Raw genomic sequence first — 21090 nt, forward strand, 5'->3', positions numbered from 1 at the left:
AAAAATTACTGATTTTGCCTCATATACGAGTCATAAGTGATTTTTGACGCGTTTATTATAAACTCTTTCGCGGCAAAAGAATTCCACGGACGTTTTACCATTATTACAATTATGTATTTTCTACCGTCAGGAAGTGCTACAACTCCTGCATCTCCGAGCATTCTTCCTATATCACCTGTTTTGTGAATAAATCCTGCATCAGCACCCAGTCCAGCCTGAATTAAACGATTATTTCTCACATGGCTCATAATATCTACAATTTCAACTCGTGTTTTTAGTGAAAGCAAATTTGTGTTTCCAATGTTATAAAGTAAAGTTCCCAGCTCTTTCGGAGTTGAAACATTTGTTCCGTCAAGATCAGGGAGCCAGTTTGACAGGCTTGTTACTTTCAGTCCCCATCTTTTAATTTCTCGGTCAAGTTCGTTCATTCCTCCTACTGAAGATAAAAGCATATTAGTAGCTGTATTATCGCTTTCTTGAATCATCAAGCCGGCAAGCTGCCTATAAGTATGTCTGGTTCCTAAAGGAGAATATTGTAAATAACCTGATCCGCCTGATACATAACAATTTGTCAGACTTATTTTGTCATTTAAGTTAATTAAACCCTTTTCAGCTCTTCTGAACAGCTGAAACATAACAGGTAATTTTATTATACTGGCTGTCGGGAAAACTCCGTCCCCATTAATATCTACATATCTTCCCGTATTGTAATCCCATACAAAAATCCCTGCCTTTAGCTGCGGGTATCCTGCAGAAAGATATTTAAGACGATTTGTAAGGTTATACATTTTTCCGCTAAATACAGGTGTCTTCATTAACGAATTTTTAGTGTTGATTTCGTCTAAAAACTTTGTATCAAGAAAATCCCCGTTATTTGCTATCGCAGATTCAGCCTGATTCAGATAAGAAATATTTTTTGGGATTTGTATATTTTGATTAGTCAATTTATTAAAAAAGAGATTATTATAATTTTCAATAAATATTTTTGGTAAGACCATACTAAATACAACAAAAAATATAACTAAAAATCTTATTCTTTCAGATTGTTGTTTTTTTATATTTTTTCTCATTTCGGATCTCTGCAAAGAACTGTTACATGCTTCTTCAAGATGTTTTTTATTTATTATTCTATTATTTTTTATTTGGTCATTTCGGGACTCATTCCCGCCTATCGATTGTTTCAGTTCGCCTGATTTATGTAAAGCCAAGATACAACTCTCCCGCTTCGCTATATTCAACAAACACACATAATAAATAAAATAATACTACAATCTGTTAAAAAAGATGAGAAAAGATACATTTCTTAAAATAAATACTTTACTTATTTGATACAAAAATTTAAAAACCATTTAAAATAAAAGGTATTATGGATTTTATTTTAAATAAGCTTTTAATAATTTTTATAGCATCAAATGTTTATCTGGGAACTGACTTTGATTTGCCGCGCCATGATCTTTTGATTCTTGATAACGGGGAGGAAATCAAGTGTCAAATTCAATTTGCGGCTGGCGGAATGATTAGAGCAACGACAAAAAACGGCGAAAGAACTATTGTTAGAGAAATCAACGCAGATGCGGCAAGGGATATGGTTGAAGCGGGAATTATAAAAAATACCAGATATTCCGGCAAACTGCTGTCCTTTGATTCCGAAAATCTTGAACTTCAAACTTCTTCGGGAATTATAAAAATAAAAAAAGGATTGTTAAGAAAAATTGTAATCTCTCAGGAAAACTCTTTAGGTTTATAAAAAATAAAAGCTTTATAAATTTATAAAAATTTATTAAAATAATAATAATCGGAATTAAAATGTAAAATTTAGAAAGAGAAGAATAAACAGGCGGTGTGAAAATGAAAAACATTATAATCTACAATTCTGAAGGAAAATCAAAACTCGAATCACAGCTTTTAAAAGGCTTTGATTACTCTGTAATCGCTAAAAAAATTGATGAGATTAAACAGGCAGAATCATTAAGCCCTGACTTAATCATACTGGAAGGAAAACAGGAAGTTATAGAAGACGTTCTCGTAAGAAATAAAATTTCGGTGCCTTTGCTTATAGCAACTGATAAAGTGCTTGAAATTATGGTCAGGGCAGAAGCCTTTGATTATATTTTAAATCCTGTAGATAATACTGAATTAATGATACGTGTTGCAAATATGCTTAAAATCAAAGAGCTGAAAGATACAATTAAAACAGTTTCAACTACAGACGAATTAACGGGCTTATACAACAGAAGCTGCCTTCACCAAAGGTTGGAAGAAGAATTATCAAGGGCAAAACGTTATAATTTACCTTTATCCACTATTTTGCTGGATATTGACTTCTTTAAAGTCGTAAATGATATCTATGGCTATGCATGGGGTGATGTGCTTCTTAAACAAATCACTGAAATACTTAAACGCAGAGCCAGAAAAGAAGATGTACTTACAAGATACGGCGATGAAGAGTTTATCCTTGTTCTTCCTAACACAACAGAAGAAAATGCCTATATTTTTGCGGAAAGAATCAGAAAAGACATAGAAGAAATGGAATTTATTCCTGAAGGAGAAGAAGAAAAGCATCCTGTTACTGTAAGCAGCGGCATTTCCAGCTATCCTTTCCTTTCTGCGATTGATGAAACAGCAGATACAATTATCAGATACTCAGAGCATGCTCTTTACGCAGCCAAAAAAAGAGGCAAAAATCAGGTTGTACTTTTCTCCCAGATGAATCTTGAAATTTAAGAAACTTTAAAACTGATATCATACAAAAAACCTCCGATAAAGTAATAAATTACGAAAACGGAGGTTTTTTGTATAAAATTATTTACAAATTCTATACTAATTGAGTTTCAAGATTTTGATGACTTTGCGAATTGATTTTCTTTCCAGCATCTATCCATTTCCAGCCTGTTGAAGTTTTTTCTGCCGAATAAATTTTGCCGGCTTCAAGATTTCTAAATTTATCTTCTCCAAGTGTGTCTTTTGAGATACTCACAGGAATTGAGGTTTTATTATCAATACCCACCTTAAATTGAACTTTCTGATCGTTGGTAATATTCTTGGTAATAGTTACATTTAATTTTTGACCATGCCATTTAACATTGTATGCGAGTCTGTTCCATCTATTAGGAAGAGTAGGAGCAAACGCTAAACCGTTTTCTTTAAGATCCAGACCGCCAAAGCCTTTTATCAAAGCTATCCATGTTGCTCCAAGAGTTGCAGCATGAATACCGCCTTTAGCATTGTTCATCACATCGTCAATATCCATCCCTCCTGATTGGATAAAATATTTGTATGCTTCTTCTTTTTTTCCAAGCCTACTGGCGATTTGACTATGTATACCTACACTCAAAGAACTGCCATGGCTTGTTTTTGGTTCATAGTAATCATAATTGGCTTGAATTATTTTTTGAACATCGATACAGGGAAAAATTTCTCGAAGTCTGTCAGGGAGTGCTGAAGCTATCATCAACACATCAGATTGTTTTACACCCTGATAAGCATTTGCATCCAGCGGCTCGCCATGTTCATCTAAAATATTTTTTTCCCTATTTTCTTTTTTTATTACAACATCAAATTTCTGCGCAGGTTCTTCTCCGTATTTTTCTCTAAAATACTTTAAATCAACAGGCGGCAGATCATTAAAACCCTTAAACTGTTCTATAACAAGATTTTTATAATTTTTAGACACATAAATTTTTTCTTTAGCCTCATCCCAGTCTTGTAGTTCCGAGTCCTGCAATTTTATTTTGTTTGATACTGTTTTATAGTCGGCAGGATATTTTTCTTTAAGGAAGAAAGCTACTTCTCTGGCTTTATCCAGATTATGTTTGATAAAAATGTTGGTATACGCATTATCATGGACACCTTCTTTTTCACCGTTGCTTTTTATAGCAAACTGTTCATGATATTCATCAGGACCAACAACATTTTTAGTATGAAGTTTGCCGTCATTTTCTTCTACAAGTATACTTCTTGAATATCTGGCAGTTTCAAACATAATTTCAGCGCCGTGACTTTTCATAAATTCATCATCGCCTGTTGCTTTCCAATAATCATAGACAGCACAAGCAACATCGGGGACTATGTGTCTTTCTGCCACAGCACTCATAATTTTAACTTTTTTCCCATCTTCGTTAAACACCCAGGGCGGAGTTCTTTCCTCTCCGTTTGATGAAGATTCCCATGCATATCTTGCGCCTTTATAATGAGTCCCTTCTCTTTTATTTTCTATCTCTGTATTTTTTCTTGCGCCCGCGAGTGTGTGGTATCTGTACATAAGCATGTCTTTAGCTTTTTCAGGGTTGGTAAGGATAGTATGGGGAAGATCAAATATTTCGTTATCCCAAAACACATGTCCTGCATAATTTGGTCCTGTAAGTGTTCTTGCGGAAACAGAGTGATACTCGTCATTATTTTCAGCAGCCATTACAAGACGGGCATTTGCATAATTGGCATATCTTTGAGATTTGCTGTCACCGCAAATATTTATACCGCATTCTTCCATTCTTTCGTTCATTTTTGACACATGAGCTTTATAATTTTGAGCATAAAAATCATCTGACATGGAATCCAAATGGGTAATACTTTTTTCAGAAGGGTCTTTCACTTTTGTGTTTATATTTTCATTGGGATTTTTGTCATCTACGCTTGAATGTATTGCCACCAGACTGTCAATTTTATATTCTTTACCCTGTTTCGCATCAAAAGTCCAATTTTCATAAACGGTTTTATCTTCTTTGTTATATTGTTTTGATGAAGATTTTTGTTCAACGCTTATAGAATCATCATCAGAAGAAAAAGTGCTTCTTTGGGATACCGAAAGTTGTTTGGAATGCTCTATTATTCCATTTTCTTTACCGTTGCCGTCTTTAAATTGCTGTTGTGGTGTTTGTACGCTTACTGTGACTGTTTTATTTAAAATTTGAGGAGAAATTTTAGCGTTCGGGACATTATCCTTTGCTAATACCACACTTGCATCTATTCCCGATTTTACCGATATTTTTCCTTTATAATTTACAAGAGTTACAGAAATGCTTTTTCCGCCAATATTTCTATCTTTTAAAGACGCGAATTTTTCTGTTTTTATTTTAGTAATTTGACCTTTATCATCCTGAACTTCTAATTCTCTTACGGTAACACCTTTTTTTGTATCAAAATATCTAATATGGCTAATAATCTTTTGTTCGCTGATATTTATGTCTTTACCGTCAACAAAAACCTGCATTTTTGTCCAATCCGGCATAACAGCGAGTTTATCTGTTTGTTTGTTATCGGGGTTTACAATATACATGCCTGCAACATACGTACCTGCTGTTGAAGTAGCTTTATAGCCTTCTTCCAGATCACTTCTTGCGCCAAAATACCCGTTTTCTATCGATAAAACAGATGAAAGAGCAGCGATTTTGTCCTTGTTTTCGGGAACAGGTTTTATATTTGTCACATCATAAAAAACCATATCAGGATTTTCAATAAGTGATGTGTTTTTCTTATTAAGTTCTTTTATTTCTGTAGGAGAAAGGAGCGATTTAATACCAAAAGATAAACTTGAAAGTTGTCTTTCAATCGAATTCAAATCATTCAAATTTGTATCTTGAGAAATGTTTAACATGTTCCAGCCCTCTTTAATAATTTATAATATTATTATTTTTCTGCTTTCCTTTATAGATTGTGAGATCTTAAAACTTTCTAAAAATATAAAACCTCTAAAAATAAAAATTGACCCCCATGTAAATTGGTTTGTTAAAAAACTGTTACAAATAAATGCTTTAAATAACAAAAACCAAATTATACAAAAAATATTTGATCTAATAAAAATTTATTAACCAAATATTTTCAACAAAAAGCCATGTCGAATTAAATCATGACATAATTTTTAATCTTTTATTATTAACGAAATCATTATCTTTAAAATACAAATTGTCTGTATTTTATGTTATTAAATTATTATGAGAATATTAATGGTGTTTAATATTTCCAGATTATATTAATTAACTCGAATTGCTAAATCGCCAAAATCGTCATTGCGAGCATAGCGATGCAATCTATAAAAAATAAAATGGATTGCCGCGTCGAGTTTATAGCCTCTCCTCGCAATGACGCGTAAATTTAACTATCAATTAGAGTTTATTAGTTGATTAAAAATATTGAATTATGAATACAATTGAACAAACTATAAAAGTACTTGAATGGAAAACCATTCTTGAAGACCTTTCAAAGCACTCTACCTGCGAAATCGGCAAAGAGCGTTGTTTAAATGCAGAAATCTTTTTGAATGCCGAAAAAATCAGGTACGAGCTAAAACTTACAACTGAAGGGAAATATTTATTAGACCATACTATATATCCTCCTCTCAGCGGTATAAGAAATATTGCGGAGTTTCTCTCAATTGCCCGAACAGGAAAAACCCTGAGAGGTGAAGAATTAATTGATATAGCCAATACAATGGGGGCTTCAAGGCGATTAAAGTCGTTTTTTGAAAGGTACAAAGAAGAAGTACCCGCATTACACAAGATTTCAACGGGTCTATATGAAGATAAGCTTCTGGAAGAAGATATTCTCGATATTTTTGATGAGGCAGGGAATATGTACGATACAGCAAGTCCCGAGCTAAAAAGACTGCGAGTAAGCCTTAAAGACCAGACTTTTAATCTCAAAAACAAACTTAATTCCCTTATAAATTCAGCTTCTTTCTCGAAATTCCTTCAGGAAAGCGTTTTTACTTTGAGGGATGACAGGTATGTAGTACCAGTAAAAGCCGAACATAAGTCGCATGTTCCGGGTATTGTCCATGACATTTCGGCGAGCGGTTCAACAATTTTTATTGAACCTCGGATAATTGTTGAGCTTAACAACAAACTCAGAGAAATCGAGATAAAAATCGACGCTGAAGTCAAACGAATTTTGACAGAACTAAGCGGCAGGGTCAAAGAAATTACGCAGGAGATGACTTATACGCTCGAGATTCTTGGCGATATAGATTTTGTTTTTGCTAAATCAAAATACAGTATATCGATTAAGGCGACAGAACCTGAAATTAACACTGAAAAATATATTTCTCTCAAAAGTGTAAGGCATCCTGTTCTTTTGAGAGTTGTTGAAAAAGTCGTCCCGAACGATATAAAAATCGGGAAAAGCTTCAATATAATGATAATTACCGGTCCGAATACGGGAGGAAAGACGGTAGTTCTCAAAACAGTAGGAATTTGTACACTTATGGCTCGAGCAGGTATGCATATCCCTGCTGTAGAGGCAAGTATTTATCCTTTTAAAAACATTTTTGCGGATATCGGGGATGAACAAAGCATTATCCAGAGCTTATCCACGTTTTCCGGACATATCAAAAACATTATCAATATTCTTGAAAACGCAGATGATGACACACTTATTTTGATTGATGAAGTCGGAGCAGGCACTGATCCTCTAGAAGGAACAGCTCTTGCCGAGGCAATCCTGCAAGATATTTTTGACAAAGGCTCAAGGGCAATCATTACGACCCATTTCAGCGAACTTAAAGCACTTGCTTACACAAAATCAGGCTTTTATAACGCAAGCGTAGAATTTGATACTGAAAGCCTCGAGCCTACTTATAAATTATTAATGGGAATGCCGGGCAAGAGTAATGCCATTTATATAGCGGGAAAACTTGGACTTAATGAAAATATTGCAAAAAAAGCACGGGAAATATATTTAACGAAAAAAGACCCGACAGGGCAGGTTCTTGAAGGACTTCAAAATACACAGCAAGAACTTTCAAAAAATGCCAAAAAAGTTGAGGAAACAAAGGAAAATCTTGAAAAGCTTGAAAAAGCTTACAATGAAGATATTGAAAAAATCAAAGACGAGAAAAAAAAGATTATCAGTGTTTACAGGAAAAAATTTGATGCGGAGCTGCTCAAAGCAAAGGAAGAAATTAAAGATATTCTTGAAGAAATCAGGCGAACAAAAAGCGAAAAAGTTTCAAGGCGAACCCTTTCAAAGCTTGGCGGGACAGAAGCTGAACTCAGGCAGTTTAGTCAGGGAGAAAAAGAGCTGCTTGAACCTGAATTTCAGCCACTTGACTGGGACAATATTAAAATTGGCGATACAGTGCTTATAAAACATCTGGATCAGGAAGCTGTTGTTTCTGCTTTGCCTGACAAAAATAACAATGTTCAGGTGCAGATAGGTTTACTTAAAACAACAGTAAAAGCAGATGAGCTAGTAAAAACAAAATCGGGAAAATCTGCCAAATTTAAGACTAATATAGAAAAACCAAAATATATTCAGCTAAAAAGACACCAAATAAGCAATGAGCTTGACTTAAGAGGAATGAGCGCAGAAGATGCGATAGACAAAGTAGAATTTTTTCTTGATGAAGCCAGTCTGGCGAATCTTTCTCCTATTTATCTTATTCATGGGCATGGGACGGGTATTTTAAGAAAAGCAGTCAGAGAGTACCTCAAAACTTCGCCATATATCAGCAAATTCAGAGCAGGAGAACAGACAGAAGGCGGTGACGGAGTTACTGTCGCAGAATTAGCTTAGACTCTTGAAGCAGCAGCCCCTAAACTTGCCTTAAACGCTTATATATCTTGATTTTTGTATTTTTAACAAAATCGGCTCTTAATTTTAAAATCACAAAAATAAAAAGAACAATTGATAAAGCATTTTTAGCGTAGTATAGTTTAATAAAGCTAGCAAAATAAAAGATTTGAATTTCCGGAGAAAAAATAATGGATGCAATGATACGTGTTTCACTTGATACAACAGAAAAAGCAGAAAACAAGTACAAACTTGTTTATGAAGTAGCAGCTCTTGCTAAAAAACTTGTTGAAGAACAAATTGTTAAAAAACAGCACGAAGAGTTCGGCTATGACGTAGAGCCTACTTTTAACTCTTCAATCAAAAAAGAAAAACCTGTTCAGCATGCAATAATGGTTAAAGCCAGTGAATCTGACGATAGCGGACTTGTTGGCTAGTTTTTAGTTTTTAATGAACAACACTTATACAGCGAAATTTGATTTAACAAAAGAACCTGAATTAAAACAAAAGCTCGAAAAAAGCGGTTTTAATTTCCAGCAAGTTCAGTATGCTTTTTGGCGGGGACAAAAAAACGGTCTGTCTGTTACTCTTTACAATAGCGGAAAACTGCTTGTACAGGGAAAAGAAACCGATGCTTTCCTGAAAGAATATTTGGGGATAGAAAACAGCACGCAGAGTGTTTTGGCTTTGCCTGAAACAAAAGCAAAATACTCAAGCTGGATTGGTACTGACGAATCGGGAAAAGGGGATTATTTTGGTCCGCTTGTGATTGCAGGTGTGCTTGTCGAAGAAGAAAATATAAAAAAACTTTCCGCTTTTAATATTCAGGACAGCAAAAAGCTTAATGATTCCATAATAGAAAAAGTTGCCGTGCAGATTAAGGCAAACAGCACTTTTTCTGTGGTAGTAATTAATCCTGCAAAGTACAATGAGCTTTATTCAAAGTTTAAAAATTTAAATACACTGCTGGCGTGGGGACATGCCAGAGCTATAGAAAATATTCTTGAGAAAAAACCATGCCGGAATGTTCTTTCCGATAAATTCGGCAATGAATCTTTGATTAAAAATGCTTTATTGAAAAAAGGAAAAACAATCAATCTGGAACAAAGAGTCAGGGCTGAATCCGATCTTGCAGTTGCGGCAGCCTCTATTTTAGCAAGAAATGAATTTGTTCAGAGAATAAAAAAACTTTCTGTTGAACATGGAATAACTTTTCAAAAAGGCGCTTCACCTAAAGTTAAAGAACAGGCTTCTGAATTTGCAAGCAAACATGGATTCGAATCACTCAAAAATATTGCCAAATTACACTTTAAAACAACAAAAGAACTACACATCAAATAGTATATATATACAAACTATATATATATAAATTCTTTGTATAAGAAAATGTAAATCAATAACATGGCTAAGTGATTTATGTATAAATTTTTTATATAGTTAATTAAGTTAGTTAATCTAGCTAAACTGTACATTAAATTGTTATACAAAACATAAATTAAACACAAGAATTTTAATAATTTTTATCGAAATATATCAGCATAAATTAATTATTCTAAATTCACAACCGTAGAGGAAAAATTAAAAATGAGAGAAAAAAATTTTTTCGTTAGTTATTATATGAGCCGTTCACCGGTTTACGTTCAAGAAACAGACACTCTTTACAGTGCAATTAAAGCAATGAAAAAATTTAAAGTAGATGCTATCTCGGTTGTTAATGAAGATTTTGCAATTATTGGCTGTATTACAAAGAAAAAAATTAAAAATATTCTCAAACTTAATTTAAGCAAAAATATTAATCTTTTTGAAAACATAATGGTTAAAGATATTATCGGAAAAGACAAGTTTCCTGTGATTGTTTATCCAAACATGGAAATAGAAGATGCTTTTTCTATTATGAAATACCTTAACAATACCTGTATTCCGGTAGTAAATGAGCCATGGGAGAAAAAAATGGTTGGCGTTCTCTGGTTAGAGGATATACTTTCTATCATAAAAAAATTGCCGGTATAGACTAAACTGTTAGTGTATTGAGAGATTAAAGTTACTACTGTTATACTGAACTCGTTAAAATGAGTTTAGCCTTCCAGAGAGGCAAAGCCGCTCTTCAGGCTTTCGCTCCTGCTTCGCGAAAAAAATTAAGATAAGAAAGAGTTTTTTGCGAAACATTTTATAGTCTCAATACATTATTAGGATAGATATATGAACAAAGTTAAAGCCGCTGAAGACTTCCTTAAAAGTCTCGAAAACCCTCAGATAACAATGGATATAATGGTTGACAGAATTGATGTCCAAATGCTTTATGTAATTAACAATTATGCCGATTTGATTTCAAAAGTCAGAAAAAAAACCAGCAGCCTTGAAGAAAAAGACATTGTAACCTGTTCTATGATAATAGGCTATTTGTTAAAAAGCCATTTAGACCGTTACGAACTAGATCAGAGCTTAAAAATAAATGTTATGGATTAATCTTACTTGCCAATACAGAAGTTATCAAAAATATTATTAATAATTTCTTCTGAGATGACTTCTCCTGTGATTTCTCCAAGTGCGATGAGGGCAGACTTTAAATCAATTAAAATCAAATCCTGAATTTCACTATTTTTGCAGGCACTTAATGATTGTTCAAGTGAAGCCAGGCTTTTTGCAAGACATTCCTGTTGACGTGTATTTGTACAAAATTCATTTGAAGCGTCTTCAGTTATTATAAGTTTTCTAATTTCTTTTTTGATTAAATCAAGCCCTATTTTTGCTTTTGCAGAAATTTTAATAGTGCTTTGACTGTCATTGCAGCTTTCCACTAAATCTGATTTTGAGCCGATTTTTATTACTTTTTTGTTTTTTATCTCTTCATAAATTGCAAGGTCTTCAGTTTTGAGTCCTTGAGTTAAATCATAAATAAAAAGAATTAAATCTGCATTTTCTATACAGCTTTTAGTTTTATTTATACCGATAGATTCAATATAGTCGCTTGAATTATTGGAATCCAGATTTCTTATTCCTGCCGTATCCATTAAAATTACAGGGATTCCGTCTATATCAACGGATTCTTGAATAATATCTCTTGTTGTACCGGGAATTTCTGTTACTATTGCTCTTTCCATATCAAGAAGGGCGTTAAACAAAGAGGATTTTCCCACATTGGGTTTGCCTGCAAAGGCAATTTTTAAGCCATCTCTCATTAAATTCGAGGAATTTGCCGTTAATAAAATAAGATTTATCTTTTTTATAAAAAAATTGAGTTTTTCCTCTATAAAAAAATACTCGGGCTCATTGACTTCTTCGGGAAAATCAATAGCTGCTGTCATCATCGATAAAAGATCTAGAACTTCCTTCCTTAAATTATTTATGTGATTAGAGAGATTCCCCGATAAATTTCCTGCCGCAGCTTGAGAAAACTTGTCAGTTTTCGAATGAATAAGGTCAAGAACAGCTTCTGCTCTACTTAAGTCCAATTTTCCGTGCATAAAAGCTCTCTTAGAAAACTCGCCTTTTTCCGCAAGTCTTGCTCCTTCTTTAAGGCAGAGCTTTAGGATGTTTTTTACAACATTAATGCCTCCATGACATTGAATTTCAAAAACATCTTCTCCCGTGTAGCTGTTCGGGTTTTTAAAACAGAGAACAATTACTTCATCTATAGGTTTTTTGTTACTGATTATCCAGCCATGATAAATTTTATTTGGCTTAAAATCAGGCAGGATCTTATCTTGCAGCGTTGTAGAAAATATTTTCGAGATAATTTCCTGCGATTTTTCTCCGGAAATCCTTACGATACCGACCCCGCCTGTTCCAAGAGGAGTTGCAATTGCTGCTATTGTATCATTTTGGTTATAAATTTTTTTCATTTTGCAAGGAATCAATTTTCCCTATTTACCACTTTGATTTATTATTTTTTTTCTCGGAAGAATTTTCTTTAGCCGCATCACCAACACCTTCTGTAAGACTTTTTGGTTCAGAAGCCACTATGTCTATAATATCAGGTTTTTTAGGATTTTCTGCCTCTATTTGCTTGTTAATTACAACAGTTTGTATCACTTGAATAACATTGCTCACTACCATATACAGCAAAACACCAGCTGGAATCGGAACAAATACAAACATACCCGTAACCATTATCGGCATCATCTTGCCCATACTGTCTTGCATTGCTTGTTGGGCAGGATCAGCAGGTACATTTTTCTTTCCTGATGTCATTACCTTCTGAGAAAGGAACATTGTGAGACCGAACAGAATAACAAGCACTAAAACGTCAGGATGAAAGACTGTTTTTGCCTTGACTGTCGAAACTTGGGCTACCAAAAGGCCGTCTCTCTTATTAAATGTTACATTCTCAATTTCCTTTGTTGCATTGTTTATTATAGGAACTTGGGCTGTCTGAATTTTATCCATTTCACTAAATTTCAAATCCGTTATTTGATTTTCAAGATTTATTTTTAAGTCAACAGGTTCTCCCGGAATTATATTTCCCTGAATTTCAACAGACTTATTAGGATCTTTAACTGCCACTTCCTGTTTTTTATTATTAATATAAACAGTGATAGTTTTTTCTGTTGAAAATGTATCATGTTCTTCTACACCAAATATCTTGTCTCCCACGACTCCGGCATGGCTTCTCATTGTAGAATCGAGCCTTTTAACGAATAAAAATGATGTTTTGCCTGCCATTTGTATAAATTGAGGACTCATAAGGGCAGAGTAAAGCATAATGAATATCGGCAGCTGAATCAACATCGGAAAACACCCTGCAAACGGATTAAAACTGTGTTCTTTATAAAATTCCGCGATTTTTTTCTGCATCATTTGAGGATTGCTTTTGTATCTCTCCTGCAATTCTTTAAGTTTTGGAGCAAGCTGTTGAGTTTTTATCATTGAACGCTGCTGTGCAACACTCAGGGGCCACATTGCAAGCCTTATAATCACTGTCAAAAGAACTATAGCTAGACCGTAACTTCCTGCTATATCTGCAAGAGCTTTTAATATTTGTACTGTTAAAGCTGAAAAATCCACTATATTAACCTCACTTCACGAATCTTCTTTTTGTTTATTTTTTTATAATCCCATAAAAAAAATTTTTATCCTACGCGTTTATTTAATATTGTAGCTTATTTATGTAAAGTTTTGTAAACAACACAGGGGGAAACTGTCAATTTCCCTTTTTTAGAGACCTTATAACATCTGGATTCAAAAATTATTTAAAGAAAAATAGAGTGAAAAACGATGCAAAATATTTCATTTAAAGGTGTTGTTAGAATCCCTACACCTAATAGTCAAAACGATTCTAAAATACAATCTGCTTATTATGACGCAATTAATCATCCAAACCTCGGATGTATGGAAATAAAAAAGAATGAAATTGTTGTGCGTTTTTATGAAGACAGTGTAAAAGATGGAAAAGAAAAAAAATTCTTGGACGAGTTAAATAAAATAGGGGTGGATTATTGTCATTTAAAAAATGATGCGTTGAAATATAAAGATGGAATATATCCTGAAGCAGAGCAATTTGAAAAAGCAAATATATGGACTGCTTAAAATATTTTTGATTTTAACAAAACAGCTTCTAAGGAACAGGGTCATATCCGCCAGGATTAAACGGATGGCATCTTACAATTCTTTTAATCCCCAAAAAAATTCCTTTTAACAGTCCGTATTTTAATATTGACTGTTTTGTATATTCCGAGCATGTCGGGTAAAACCGACAATTTTTCGGAAAAAATCCTGATATTCTCTGATATATTTTTATAAGTAAAATTGCTATTCTTTTCATGTTTTTCTTTTTTTTATTACTTAATGACTTGAATTGCTGAATAAATTTTCGCGTCATTGCGAGGAGAGGCTTTAGACTCGACGCGGCAATCCATTTTGTTTTTTATAGATTGCTTCGCTACACTCGCAATAACGATTTTGACGATTTAGTAATTCCAGTTTAATAATATTATACAGTAAAAGCATTTTTTTATTTATAAAAGAGGCTAATCGCCACTTAAATCAAGCGTTTAATCTCTTTTTACATAAAGATACCTTATAAATTAAATCTTTTAGCAGCTTTTTTAAAACAATCTATAACACCGGCATGCACTTGATTATAATCCGCTTCAAGAATAGGAATACGCGCTAGAAAAATCAAAAATTCATAATTTTTCAACAAAAATTCATCGGTTTTTCTGATATTTCTATAAGTTTCACGCATAAGCCTTTTAGCTCTATTTCTTTTAACGGCTCTCTTATGAACTTTTTTGCCTACAACAAAACCTACTTTTGTCGGGATAGACGGATCTGCCTTTTTTCTTCCCACATATAAAATAAGCAGAGGATTTGCAACTGACCTTTTCAGGTTGTAAATAGTTGAAAATTCTCTGCTTGTTTTTAATCTTTCATCTTTTGGCAGCACTATTTTTATACCGATTATCATTCCTGGTTTAGATTTCTGTTTTCGGGACGGAACTATATTTTTTTACAAATCTTCAATATTTTCCCGAGAACAAACTCAAATAAGGACTAAGCCCTTTTTTTAAGCTGAATACCAAGTTTATGACGACCTCTTCTTCTTCTTGATTTAATAACATTTCTGCCTTCAGAAGAACTCATTCTTATTAAAAAGCCGCTTACGCGCTGTCTTTTTCTTTTTGTACCTTCAAGTGTACGTTTACTCATTGCTAATTGCTCCTTATATATTTTAATATTGTTAATTTTTCAATCGTAAATTCATTTAATCATGATAATAAAAAATAATAAAGATTAATTTACAAAGTTTACAGCGACTTTAAAATTAGTTATAAAATAAGTAGAATTATTTGAATTTAGAAATGATGCATAATTTATAAAAAAGGAGATTTTCATGGCAATTAATAAAAAAATAGGCTTCATTGGCGCAGGAACAATGGCAAAAGCAATAATAAAAGGTTTATTAAATTCCGGAGCTGTCCCTTCAGAAAACATTATGGCTTCCGAAGTTTCTGAAGAATTGGCTAAACAAGCTTCTGCTGTTCTTGGAATCAATGTTATTACCGACAACAAAGAAGTTACAAAAAATTCTGACATAGTATTCCTATGTATAAAGCCTTATGGAGTTATAGAATCCGTTTTATACGAAATAAAAGACTTTATTACCCCTGAGAAACTTGTTGTTTCAATAGCAGCAGGCGTAAGCACTGATTTTATTGAAGACACACTGAGCCGTAAAACTCATGTAATCAGAGTAATGCCAAACACTCCCGCAGTTGTCAACGAAGGAATGTCTGCAATCGCTAAAGGTCGTCATGCAACTGATGAACAGGCTGATTTAGTGCTTGAATTATTTAAAAGCATTGGAAGAGCCATCAGAGTGCCTGAGAGGCTTATTAATACCGTAACCGGCATTAGCGGCAGCGGTCCTGCTTTTATTTTTCTGATAATAGAGGCTCTTGCTGACGGTGGAGTCAGACTTGGATTGACAAAACAGGCAGCCCTAGAACTTGCAGCCCAAACATGTTTAGGTGCTGCAAAAATGGTTCTTGAAACAGGCAAACATCCCTCTGTACTCAAAGACGAAGTTACAACACCTGGCGGCTGTACAATAGCAGGCTTGTTGGTAATGGAAGAGGAAAAAGTAAGAGCAGCCATGTCCAAAACTGTTATAGAAACTGCTCATGCCGCTTCTGGTTTGGGAAAATAAGATAATTGAAAACAACTTACAAAAAGGTCTTTCATGGAAGTATTCAAAGAAAATTCGGAAAACACAACTGATTTAAACACTTTTTATGAGTTTCTTTCCGAATACATAGAATATTTGTTTATAGAAAGAGGTCTTTCTCCTAATACAGAACAAGCTTACAGGAGAGATTTAACTTTTTTTATCGATTTTCTGGAACAAAACAGCATTCATTGTTTTGAAAAATTGACACGTTCTATAATAAACGCTTATATCAGGGAAATGAAGCAAAATAAGCTCTCTGCTACGAGCATAACGAGAAAAATTGCTTCTCTTAGGGGCTGGTTCAAATGGATGACAGCCAATGAACTAATTGAACACGATCCCACTCTCAGTATAGAGCAGCCAAAACTCGAGAGAAGGTTGCCTAAAGTTCTGACTACAGGAGAAATGGAGAATATTTTATCCCAGCCGCTGTCTTTTCGTGATAAAGCAATTATAGAGCTTCTTTATGCGGCAGGATTGCGGGTTTCTGAACTGGTAAATCTCGACATAGGAAACATAAGTCTAGACGGCGGATATGTCAGGTGTTTCGGGAAGGGTTCAAAAGAAAGACTCGTGCCTGTAGGAGAAGAAGCAAAACTTAAAATTAAAAATTATCTAAAAGAAAGAGATTTTGTTCTTAGGAAAATCAAGAAAAAAACTGAAGTTTTGTTTGTTTCGGAAAAAGGGGAGCGAATTTCGAGGCAAGATGTTTATTTGCTGGTTAAAAATCTTGGGAAAGTTGTAAACAAGCACATAACTCCTCATACGATAAGGCACAGTTTCGCCACCCACCTGCTTGAAAATGGAGCTGACTTAAGAATTGTTCAAGAATTACTGGGGCATTGCGATGTTTCAACAACACAACTGTACACCCATATAAGCAAAAAACGCCTTAAAGACGTTTATTTTGCTATTAATAATGATTAAATAAAATATTATTAACCCTGCGAAATCTTAAAAACAACATAAATCAGGTAAATAATATAAAACAATCCGCCTGTCATAAGTGCTGACGGCTGCAAAACTCCTTTGTTGCGGATGATATTGAGATAAACAACCCCTACAGAAAGATAAACAACTATCACATTTGCAAGAGCATCCATACTTAATACCCAAGGAGTAAGCGATAACCCAACCGCTGTAGGGATACAACTCTGAAAAACCATTGCTCCCGTTATGTTTCCTAAGGCAAGTGTATCTTTTTTTGCTCTTATCCAAATTACGCTGTTGAATTTTTCAGGAAGTTCGGTTGCAATCGGTGTAATGATAAGACTTAAGATAAGCGGATTTATTTTGAAAAAAGTAGACAAAAACTCTATTTGCCCAACAAATACATGAGCAAGAAGAATTATGCCGACAAGAGAGAGCAATAATTGAAACAAAATAAAAGGTAGCTGCAAAGCCTCAGGCGGTTCTATATATTTTGTAAGGTAAAGGGCTGCAAGTTCTTCCTGTCCGCCTTCTTGCTCTTTACTTGCTGTTTGGATTGTTTTTACAACATATACCAGATAAATCAGCAATAAAAGACCTGCCATAACTAATTTTAAAGGTTTAAACGGAATGAAAGAACTTAAAATAGAAATTGTATAGGCAAGTGCAAAATAATGAAGATCCCTAAACATAACAACTGTATTGACAGGCATTTCTTTAGTACGTCTTCCTGCCTTTGTAAAGATTATTACAGCAAGCCCTGTTACGAAAAAGGCAAGTGTACCGAGTAAAAATGGCGCACCAAGTATTGCTCCTATCCCTATTTCTTGGGCTTTTTCCATATTTGTCCCTGCAATATAAGCCCCTATTATTGCAACAAGTGGAACTATTGTTTCAGGGAGAGCCGTTCCGACAGCAGCAAGTACACTTCCTACAGCGCCTTCAGATAAATTCAATTCTTCGCCCAGATGCTCCACTGCATTCGTAAAAACCACACAGGCAAGCACTATCAGCGCTAAAATAATTAATATTGATACAAATGATAAAAAAACTTCCATAATTCACTCTTCTTTTTTAATTTATTTCAGATTAGTTATGATTATGCTACAATTTTGAGGTAAACGCAAAAAATTTATTGCGAAGTGGCAGTTATATTTTTTTAAAATTAAAACCAGCCTAATAAAAAGAAATTTAATTGATGATGAATACAGTTCAAAAAGTAGCGGAAAGCATTAAAAAAGCAAAAACTGTTATAATTTTCCACCATGTCGCTCCTGACGGAGATGGACTTGGTTCTGCACTTGCTCTAAGAGAAATGATAAGCCAGCTTGGCAATGTGAGTAAACTGGACGCTGTTATTACAGGGAAAATCCCTGACTTATACAGATTTTTGCCCGGTATAGAATATTTAAAAAAATCAAATGATACCGAGCTGCATCAGAGCTATGATCTCGCAATCACGGTTGATTGCGCATGCAAAGACAGGTTAGGAGACGCTACTGAGTTATTTAACAACGCCAGAAACACAATAAATATAGATCATCACATAAGCAACGAAGGTTTTGCCGATATTGACTGGATAAACCCTATAGCATCGGCTACAGGTGAAGTTTTATTCGGATTAATTGAACCTCTTGGCGTTAAGTTGACACAAAATATTGCTATTGACCTCTATACAGCCATATTGACAGATACCGGCGGGTTTAAATTCGAAAATACAAAGCCGGAAACATTTAAAATTTGCGCTGAATTGCTTGAAGCAGGAGCCAATCCGGTTAATATTTACGAAAAATGCTATGAATCAAAGCCTCTTGCCATGGTTCAACTTCATGCAAGGGCTATTGATAACGCAGTTTATATCGAAAACAATGAAATAGTATACACCACCATAACAAGAAAGCTTCTTGAAGAGATAAATGCAAGTGATGAGTACATAGATGGGATTACAGAAGCATTAAGACAGATTAATTCGGTAAAAATGGCGCTTGTGTTTAAGGAAACCATTAAAGGCTCAACTAAGGTAAGCTTTAGAAGTAACGGCATAGATGTTTGCGAAATAGCAAGCTTCTTTGGCGGAGGCGGTCATAAGCTTGCAGCAGGATGTTTGCTGGAAAAAAACCTTAACGAAGCGGTAAATGATGTCATTAAAACTGTTCGAAAACAGGTTATAAAAGCTAAAATACACGTTTAAATAAAAATTTTATATTATTCCGATTCATTAAGGAATTCCCACTCTCTGGAGATGAATTTCCCGTTTTTTGATATCTGAATCCCTTTAATAAAAACATTATCAGGCTTCTCTTTATTCAAAATATCCTGATAATTCTCATCATCTGCCAGATTAAAAACTAAAAAATCAGCGTCTTTGCTTTTTTGAAGAGAACCTGTTTTGTCGTCAATTTTTAATATACGCGCTGAATTCATTGTTAACATATCGATAATTTTGTGAAACTCGAGCGTTGTGTGCGCTTTAGCATACTTCGCCTCATTTAAAATACTTAAATCATAATTACTGAACCTGCTGTCCGTTCCTATACCTGTATTTTCAAGAATATTTTGAGGCAAATTGTTTAAATTCAAAGTTTTTTTATGAAGCAGAATATTACTTCTCGGACAGTGTGCAATTTTTACCCCGTAATTAACAAGTTTTTCCAGAGATTTTTCGTCCAATTCCACACAATGAGCGGCTGTTAAATTTTCCTTAAATACCTCTAAAACTCCAAGATTTTCCAGATATTCAACAGGCGTTAAGTTGGGCTCATAAGGCTTCATGTTATTCCAATTAATCAGTTTATGTATTTTATCTATGCCTGATGGCATATTATTCAGCCAGTTAGTTTCATCATGTGATTCTGCAAGATGTGTATGAACCAAAACATTTTCCACTGCTGAAAATTTAGCTATTTCTTCCCATAAAAGCCTGTGGACATTATAAATAGAATGTGGTGAAATTCCGATAGTAACATTTATTGAGGTTTTTTCTTTAATTTGTTTTTTGAGTTTTTCAATTTCTTTTTTACTGTTTTCCTCAGTATTTGAAAAAGTTTCCAGAAACACAAAGCTTTTCAAGTCAATATTATTCAGGATATCTATAAAATATTCTTCCTGTGAAAGCTGGGCTATACAGGTACATCCCGACAAAACAGCTTCTCTTAAGCCATTTTTAAATGATTTTATTTTTCTTGATTCTGACCAGAAATAATATTGTTTCATCAAACTTATTATCCAGTCCGCAAAATTAATATTTTCAGACTCTTGTCCCTGTTTAAATATCGGTTTTAAGTCTGTATATTGCAAATGAGTATGCAAATTTATAAAGCCTGAAGTTATTACAGCGTTACCAAAGTCAATAATTTCTGAAGTTTCAGGAAGTTCATTGTTTTTAATTATGTCAAAAACTTTCCCATCTTTAACGGCAAGAATACTATCCTCGCAAACGGTTTCCCCTGAAGAGATTATATATTTTGATTTGTAAAATTTCACAATTTCAGGCTTTCTTTATCATTGCAAAAAGGCAAAGATTAAATAGTTGTTATTTTTTGACTGTTGTTCAAATCATATCGCAGGTCTTCAACTTTAAAATGAACAATTTTTGAGCTTTCATTTTTTTGGATATAAATATCGTTCAATCCTGCCTGAACTATAAATCTTTTGCAGAGAATACAAATCTGGTCATGCCCGTAAATATAAATTGTTCCATCCTGGCATGTTTTTTCTCCCGCCTGAATAATAGCATTTTGCTCGGCATGAATTGACTGGCATGTCTCATATCTGGTTCCGGAGGGAATGTTATTTTCTACACGATAGCATAATCCCTTTTCGAGGCAAGAAATTACTTTGCTTGGCGTACCATTATAGCCCGTGGATTTAATTTTATTATTTGTATCAACAATAACTGCACCGACTTGCGCTCTTATGCAACTTGAACGAGTTGATGCCTGTCTGGCAAAACCCATAAAATATTCTGTAAAACTTGGACGCATTTA

21 protein-coding genes are annotated in these 21090 nt (G+C 34.0%); 11 read left to right on the top strand and 10 right to left on the bottom strand.

The window, feature by feature from the left end; translation table 11 throughout:
- Window positions 1–5: 5 nt before the first annotated feature.
- Complete coding sequence (locus WCG23_01850; protein ID MEI8388606.1) at window positions 6–1208, bottom strand: serine hydrolase; 1203 nt, start codon at window positions 1206–1208, stop codon at window positions 6–8.
- A gap of 158 nt (window positions 1209–1366) precedes the next feature.
- Between WCG23_01850 and WCG23_01855 the strand changes: the two genes are divergently transcribed.
- Window positions 1367–1747 (top strand): hypothetical protein, encoded by a 381-nt coding sequence (locus WCG23_01855; GenBank protein MEI8388607.1) that lies wholly within the window; start codon window positions 1367–1369, stop codon window positions 1745–1747.
- Between the two features lie 101 nt (window positions 1748–1848).
- A complete protein-coding gene (locus WCG23_01860) occupies window positions 1849–2724 on the top strand; it encodes a GGDEF domain-containing protein (protein MEI8388608.1) in 876 nt (291 codons plus the stop codon).
- 91 nt (window positions 2725–2815) lie between these two features.
- On the opposite strand, the gene WCG23_01865 is transcribed toward WCG23_01860, so the two are convergent.
- Window positions 2816–5593: a glycosyl hydrolase family 65 protein gene (locus WCG23_01865; GenBank protein ID MEI8388609.1), complete on the bottom strand. Its 2778-nt coding sequence runs from the start codon at window positions 5591–5593 to the stop codon at window positions 2816–2818.
- A 542-nt stretch (window positions 5594–6135) separates the two neighbouring features.
- Between WCG23_01865 and WCG23_01870 the strand changes: the two genes are divergently transcribed.
- The 5 genes from WCG23_01870 (at window position 6136) to WCG23_01890 (ending at window position 10971) form a co-directional block, all read left to right on the top strand.
- A complete protein-coding gene (locus WCG23_01870) occupies window positions 6136–8508 on the top strand; it encodes an endonuclease MutS2 (protein ID MEI8388610.1) in 2373 nt (790 codons plus the stop codon).
- 188 nt (window positions 8509–8696) lie between these two features.
- Window positions 8697–8942 (top strand): hypothetical protein, encoded by a 246-nt coding sequence (locus WCG23_01875; GenBank protein ID MEI8388611.1) that lies wholly within the window; start codon window positions 8697–8699, stop codon window positions 8940–8942.
- A 13-nt stretch (window positions 8943–8955) separates the two neighbouring features.
- Window positions 8956–9846, top strand: coding sequence for a ribonuclease HIII (gene rnhC, locus WCG23_01880; GenBank protein ID MEI8388612.1), 891 nt, complete (start codon window positions 8956–8958; stop codon window positions 9844–9846).
- A 243-nt stretch (window positions 9847–10089) separates the two neighbouring features.
- Window positions 10090–10515: a CBS domain-containing protein gene (locus tag WCG23_01885; GenBank protein ID MEI8388613.1), complete on the top strand. Its 426-nt coding sequence runs from the start codon at window positions 10090–10092 to the stop codon at window positions 10513–10515.
- 189 nt (window positions 10516–10704) lie between these two features.
- Entirely contained in the window at window positions 10705–10971 is a 267-nt protein-coding gene (locus tag WCG23_01890) for a hypothetical protein (protein MEI8388614.1), read from the top strand.
- Between the two features lie 2 nt (window positions 10972–10973).
- On the opposite strand, the gene mnmE is transcribed toward WCG23_01890, so the two are convergent.
- Both mnmE and yidC read right to left on the bottom strand, forming a co-directional pair.
- Window positions 10974–12347 carry a tRNA uridine-5-carboxymethylaminomethyl(34) synthesis GTPase MnmE gene (gene mnmE, locus WCG23_01895; protein ID MEI8388615.1) on the bottom strand — a complete coding sequence of 458 codons (1374 nt, stop codon included), beginning with the start codon at window positions 12345–12347 and terminating at the stop codon, window positions 10974–10976.
- 25 nt (window positions 12348–12372) lie between these two features.
- On the bottom strand, window positions 12373–13509 hold the full coding sequence (gene yidC, locus WCG23_01900) for a membrane protein insertase YidC (protein MEI8388616.1): 1137 nt from the start codon (window positions 13507–13509) through the stop codon (window positions 12373–12375).
- 210 nt (window positions 13510–13719) lie between these two features.
- Between yidC and WCG23_01905 the strand changes: the two genes are divergently transcribed.
- Entirely contained in the window at window positions 13720–14031 is a 312-nt protein-coding gene (locus WCG23_01905) for a hypothetical protein (GenBank protein ID MEI8388617.1), read from the top strand.
- Between the two features lie 28 nt (window positions 14032–14059).
- Here WCG23_01905 and yidD read toward each other — a convergent pair whose 3' ends face one another.
- The 3 genes from yidD to rpmH all read right to left on the bottom strand — a co-directional run bounded on the left by yidD (window position 14060) and on the right by rpmH (window position 15153).
- Window positions 14060–14266: a membrane protein insertion efficiency factor YidD gene (gene yidD / locus WCG23_01910; GenBank protein ID MEI8388618.1), complete on the bottom strand. Its 207-nt coding sequence runs from the start codon at window positions 14264–14266 to the stop codon at window positions 14060–14062.
- Window positions 14267–14521: 255 nt separating this feature from the next.
- On the bottom strand, window positions 14522–14911 hold the full coding sequence (gene rnpA, locus WCG23_01915; GenBank protein ID MEI8388619.1) for a ribonuclease P protein component: 390 nt from the start codon (window positions 14909–14911) through the stop codon (window positions 14522–14524).
- Window positions 14912–14997: 86 nt separating this feature from the next.
- On the bottom strand, window positions 14998–15153 hold the full coding sequence (rpmH, locus tag WCG23_01920; protein ID MEI8388620.1) for a 50S ribosomal protein L34: 156 nt from the start codon (window positions 15151–15153) through the stop codon (window positions 14998–15000).
- A gap of 184 nt (window positions 15154–15337) precedes the next feature.
- On the opposite strand from rpmH, the gene proC reads away from it, so the two are divergent.
- Window positions 15338–16153: a pyrroline-5-carboxylate reductase gene (gene proC / locus WCG23_01925; GenBank protein ID MEI8388621.1), complete on the top strand. Its 816-nt coding sequence runs from the start codon at window positions 15338–15340 to the stop codon at window positions 16151–16153.
- A 33-nt stretch (window positions 16154–16186) separates the two neighbouring features.
- Window positions 16187–17101 carry a site-specific tyrosine recombinase XerD gene (gene xerD / locus WCG23_01930; GenBank protein ID MEI8388622.1) on the top strand — a complete coding sequence of 305 codons (915 nt, stop codon included), beginning with the start codon at window positions 16187–16189 and terminating at the stop codon, window positions 17099–17101.
- A gap of 11 nt (window positions 17102–17112) precedes the next feature.
- On the opposite strand, the gene WCG23_01935 is transcribed toward xerD, so the two are convergent.
- Window positions 17113–18162, bottom strand: a complete 1050-nt coding sequence (locus WCG23_01935; protein MEI8388623.1) for a sodium:calcium antiporter — start codon at window positions 18160–18162, stop codon at window positions 17113–17115.
- Between the two features lie 140 nt (window positions 18163–18302).
- On the opposite strand from WCG23_01935, the gene WCG23_01940 reads away from it, so the two are divergent.
- On the top strand, window positions 18303–19295 hold the full coding sequence (locus WCG23_01940) for a bifunctional oligoribonuclease/PAP phosphatase NrnA (GenBank protein MEI8388624.1): 993 nt from the start codon (window positions 18303–18305) through the stop codon (window positions 19293–19295).
- Window positions 19296–19309: 14 nt separating this feature from the next.
- Here the strand turns inward: WCG23_01940 and WCG23_01945 are convergent, their stop codons facing one another.
- A complete protein-coding gene (locus WCG23_01945) occupies window positions 19310–20587 on the bottom strand; it encodes an amidohydrolase family protein (protein MEI8388625.1) in 1278 nt (425 codons plus the stop codon).
- 38 nt (window positions 20588–20625) lie between these two features.
- Window positions 20626–21087, bottom strand: coding sequence for a deaminase (locus tag WCG23_01950; protein MEI8388626.1), 462 nt, complete (start codon window positions 21085–21087; stop codon window positions 20626–20628).
- Between the last annotated feature and the right edge of the window lie 3 nt (window positions 21088–21090).

The sequence above is a fragment of the bacterium genome (assembly GCA_037147175.1).
Classification (GTDB): Bacteria; Cyanobacteriota; Vampirovibrionia; order Gastranaerophilales; family UBA9971; genus UBA9971.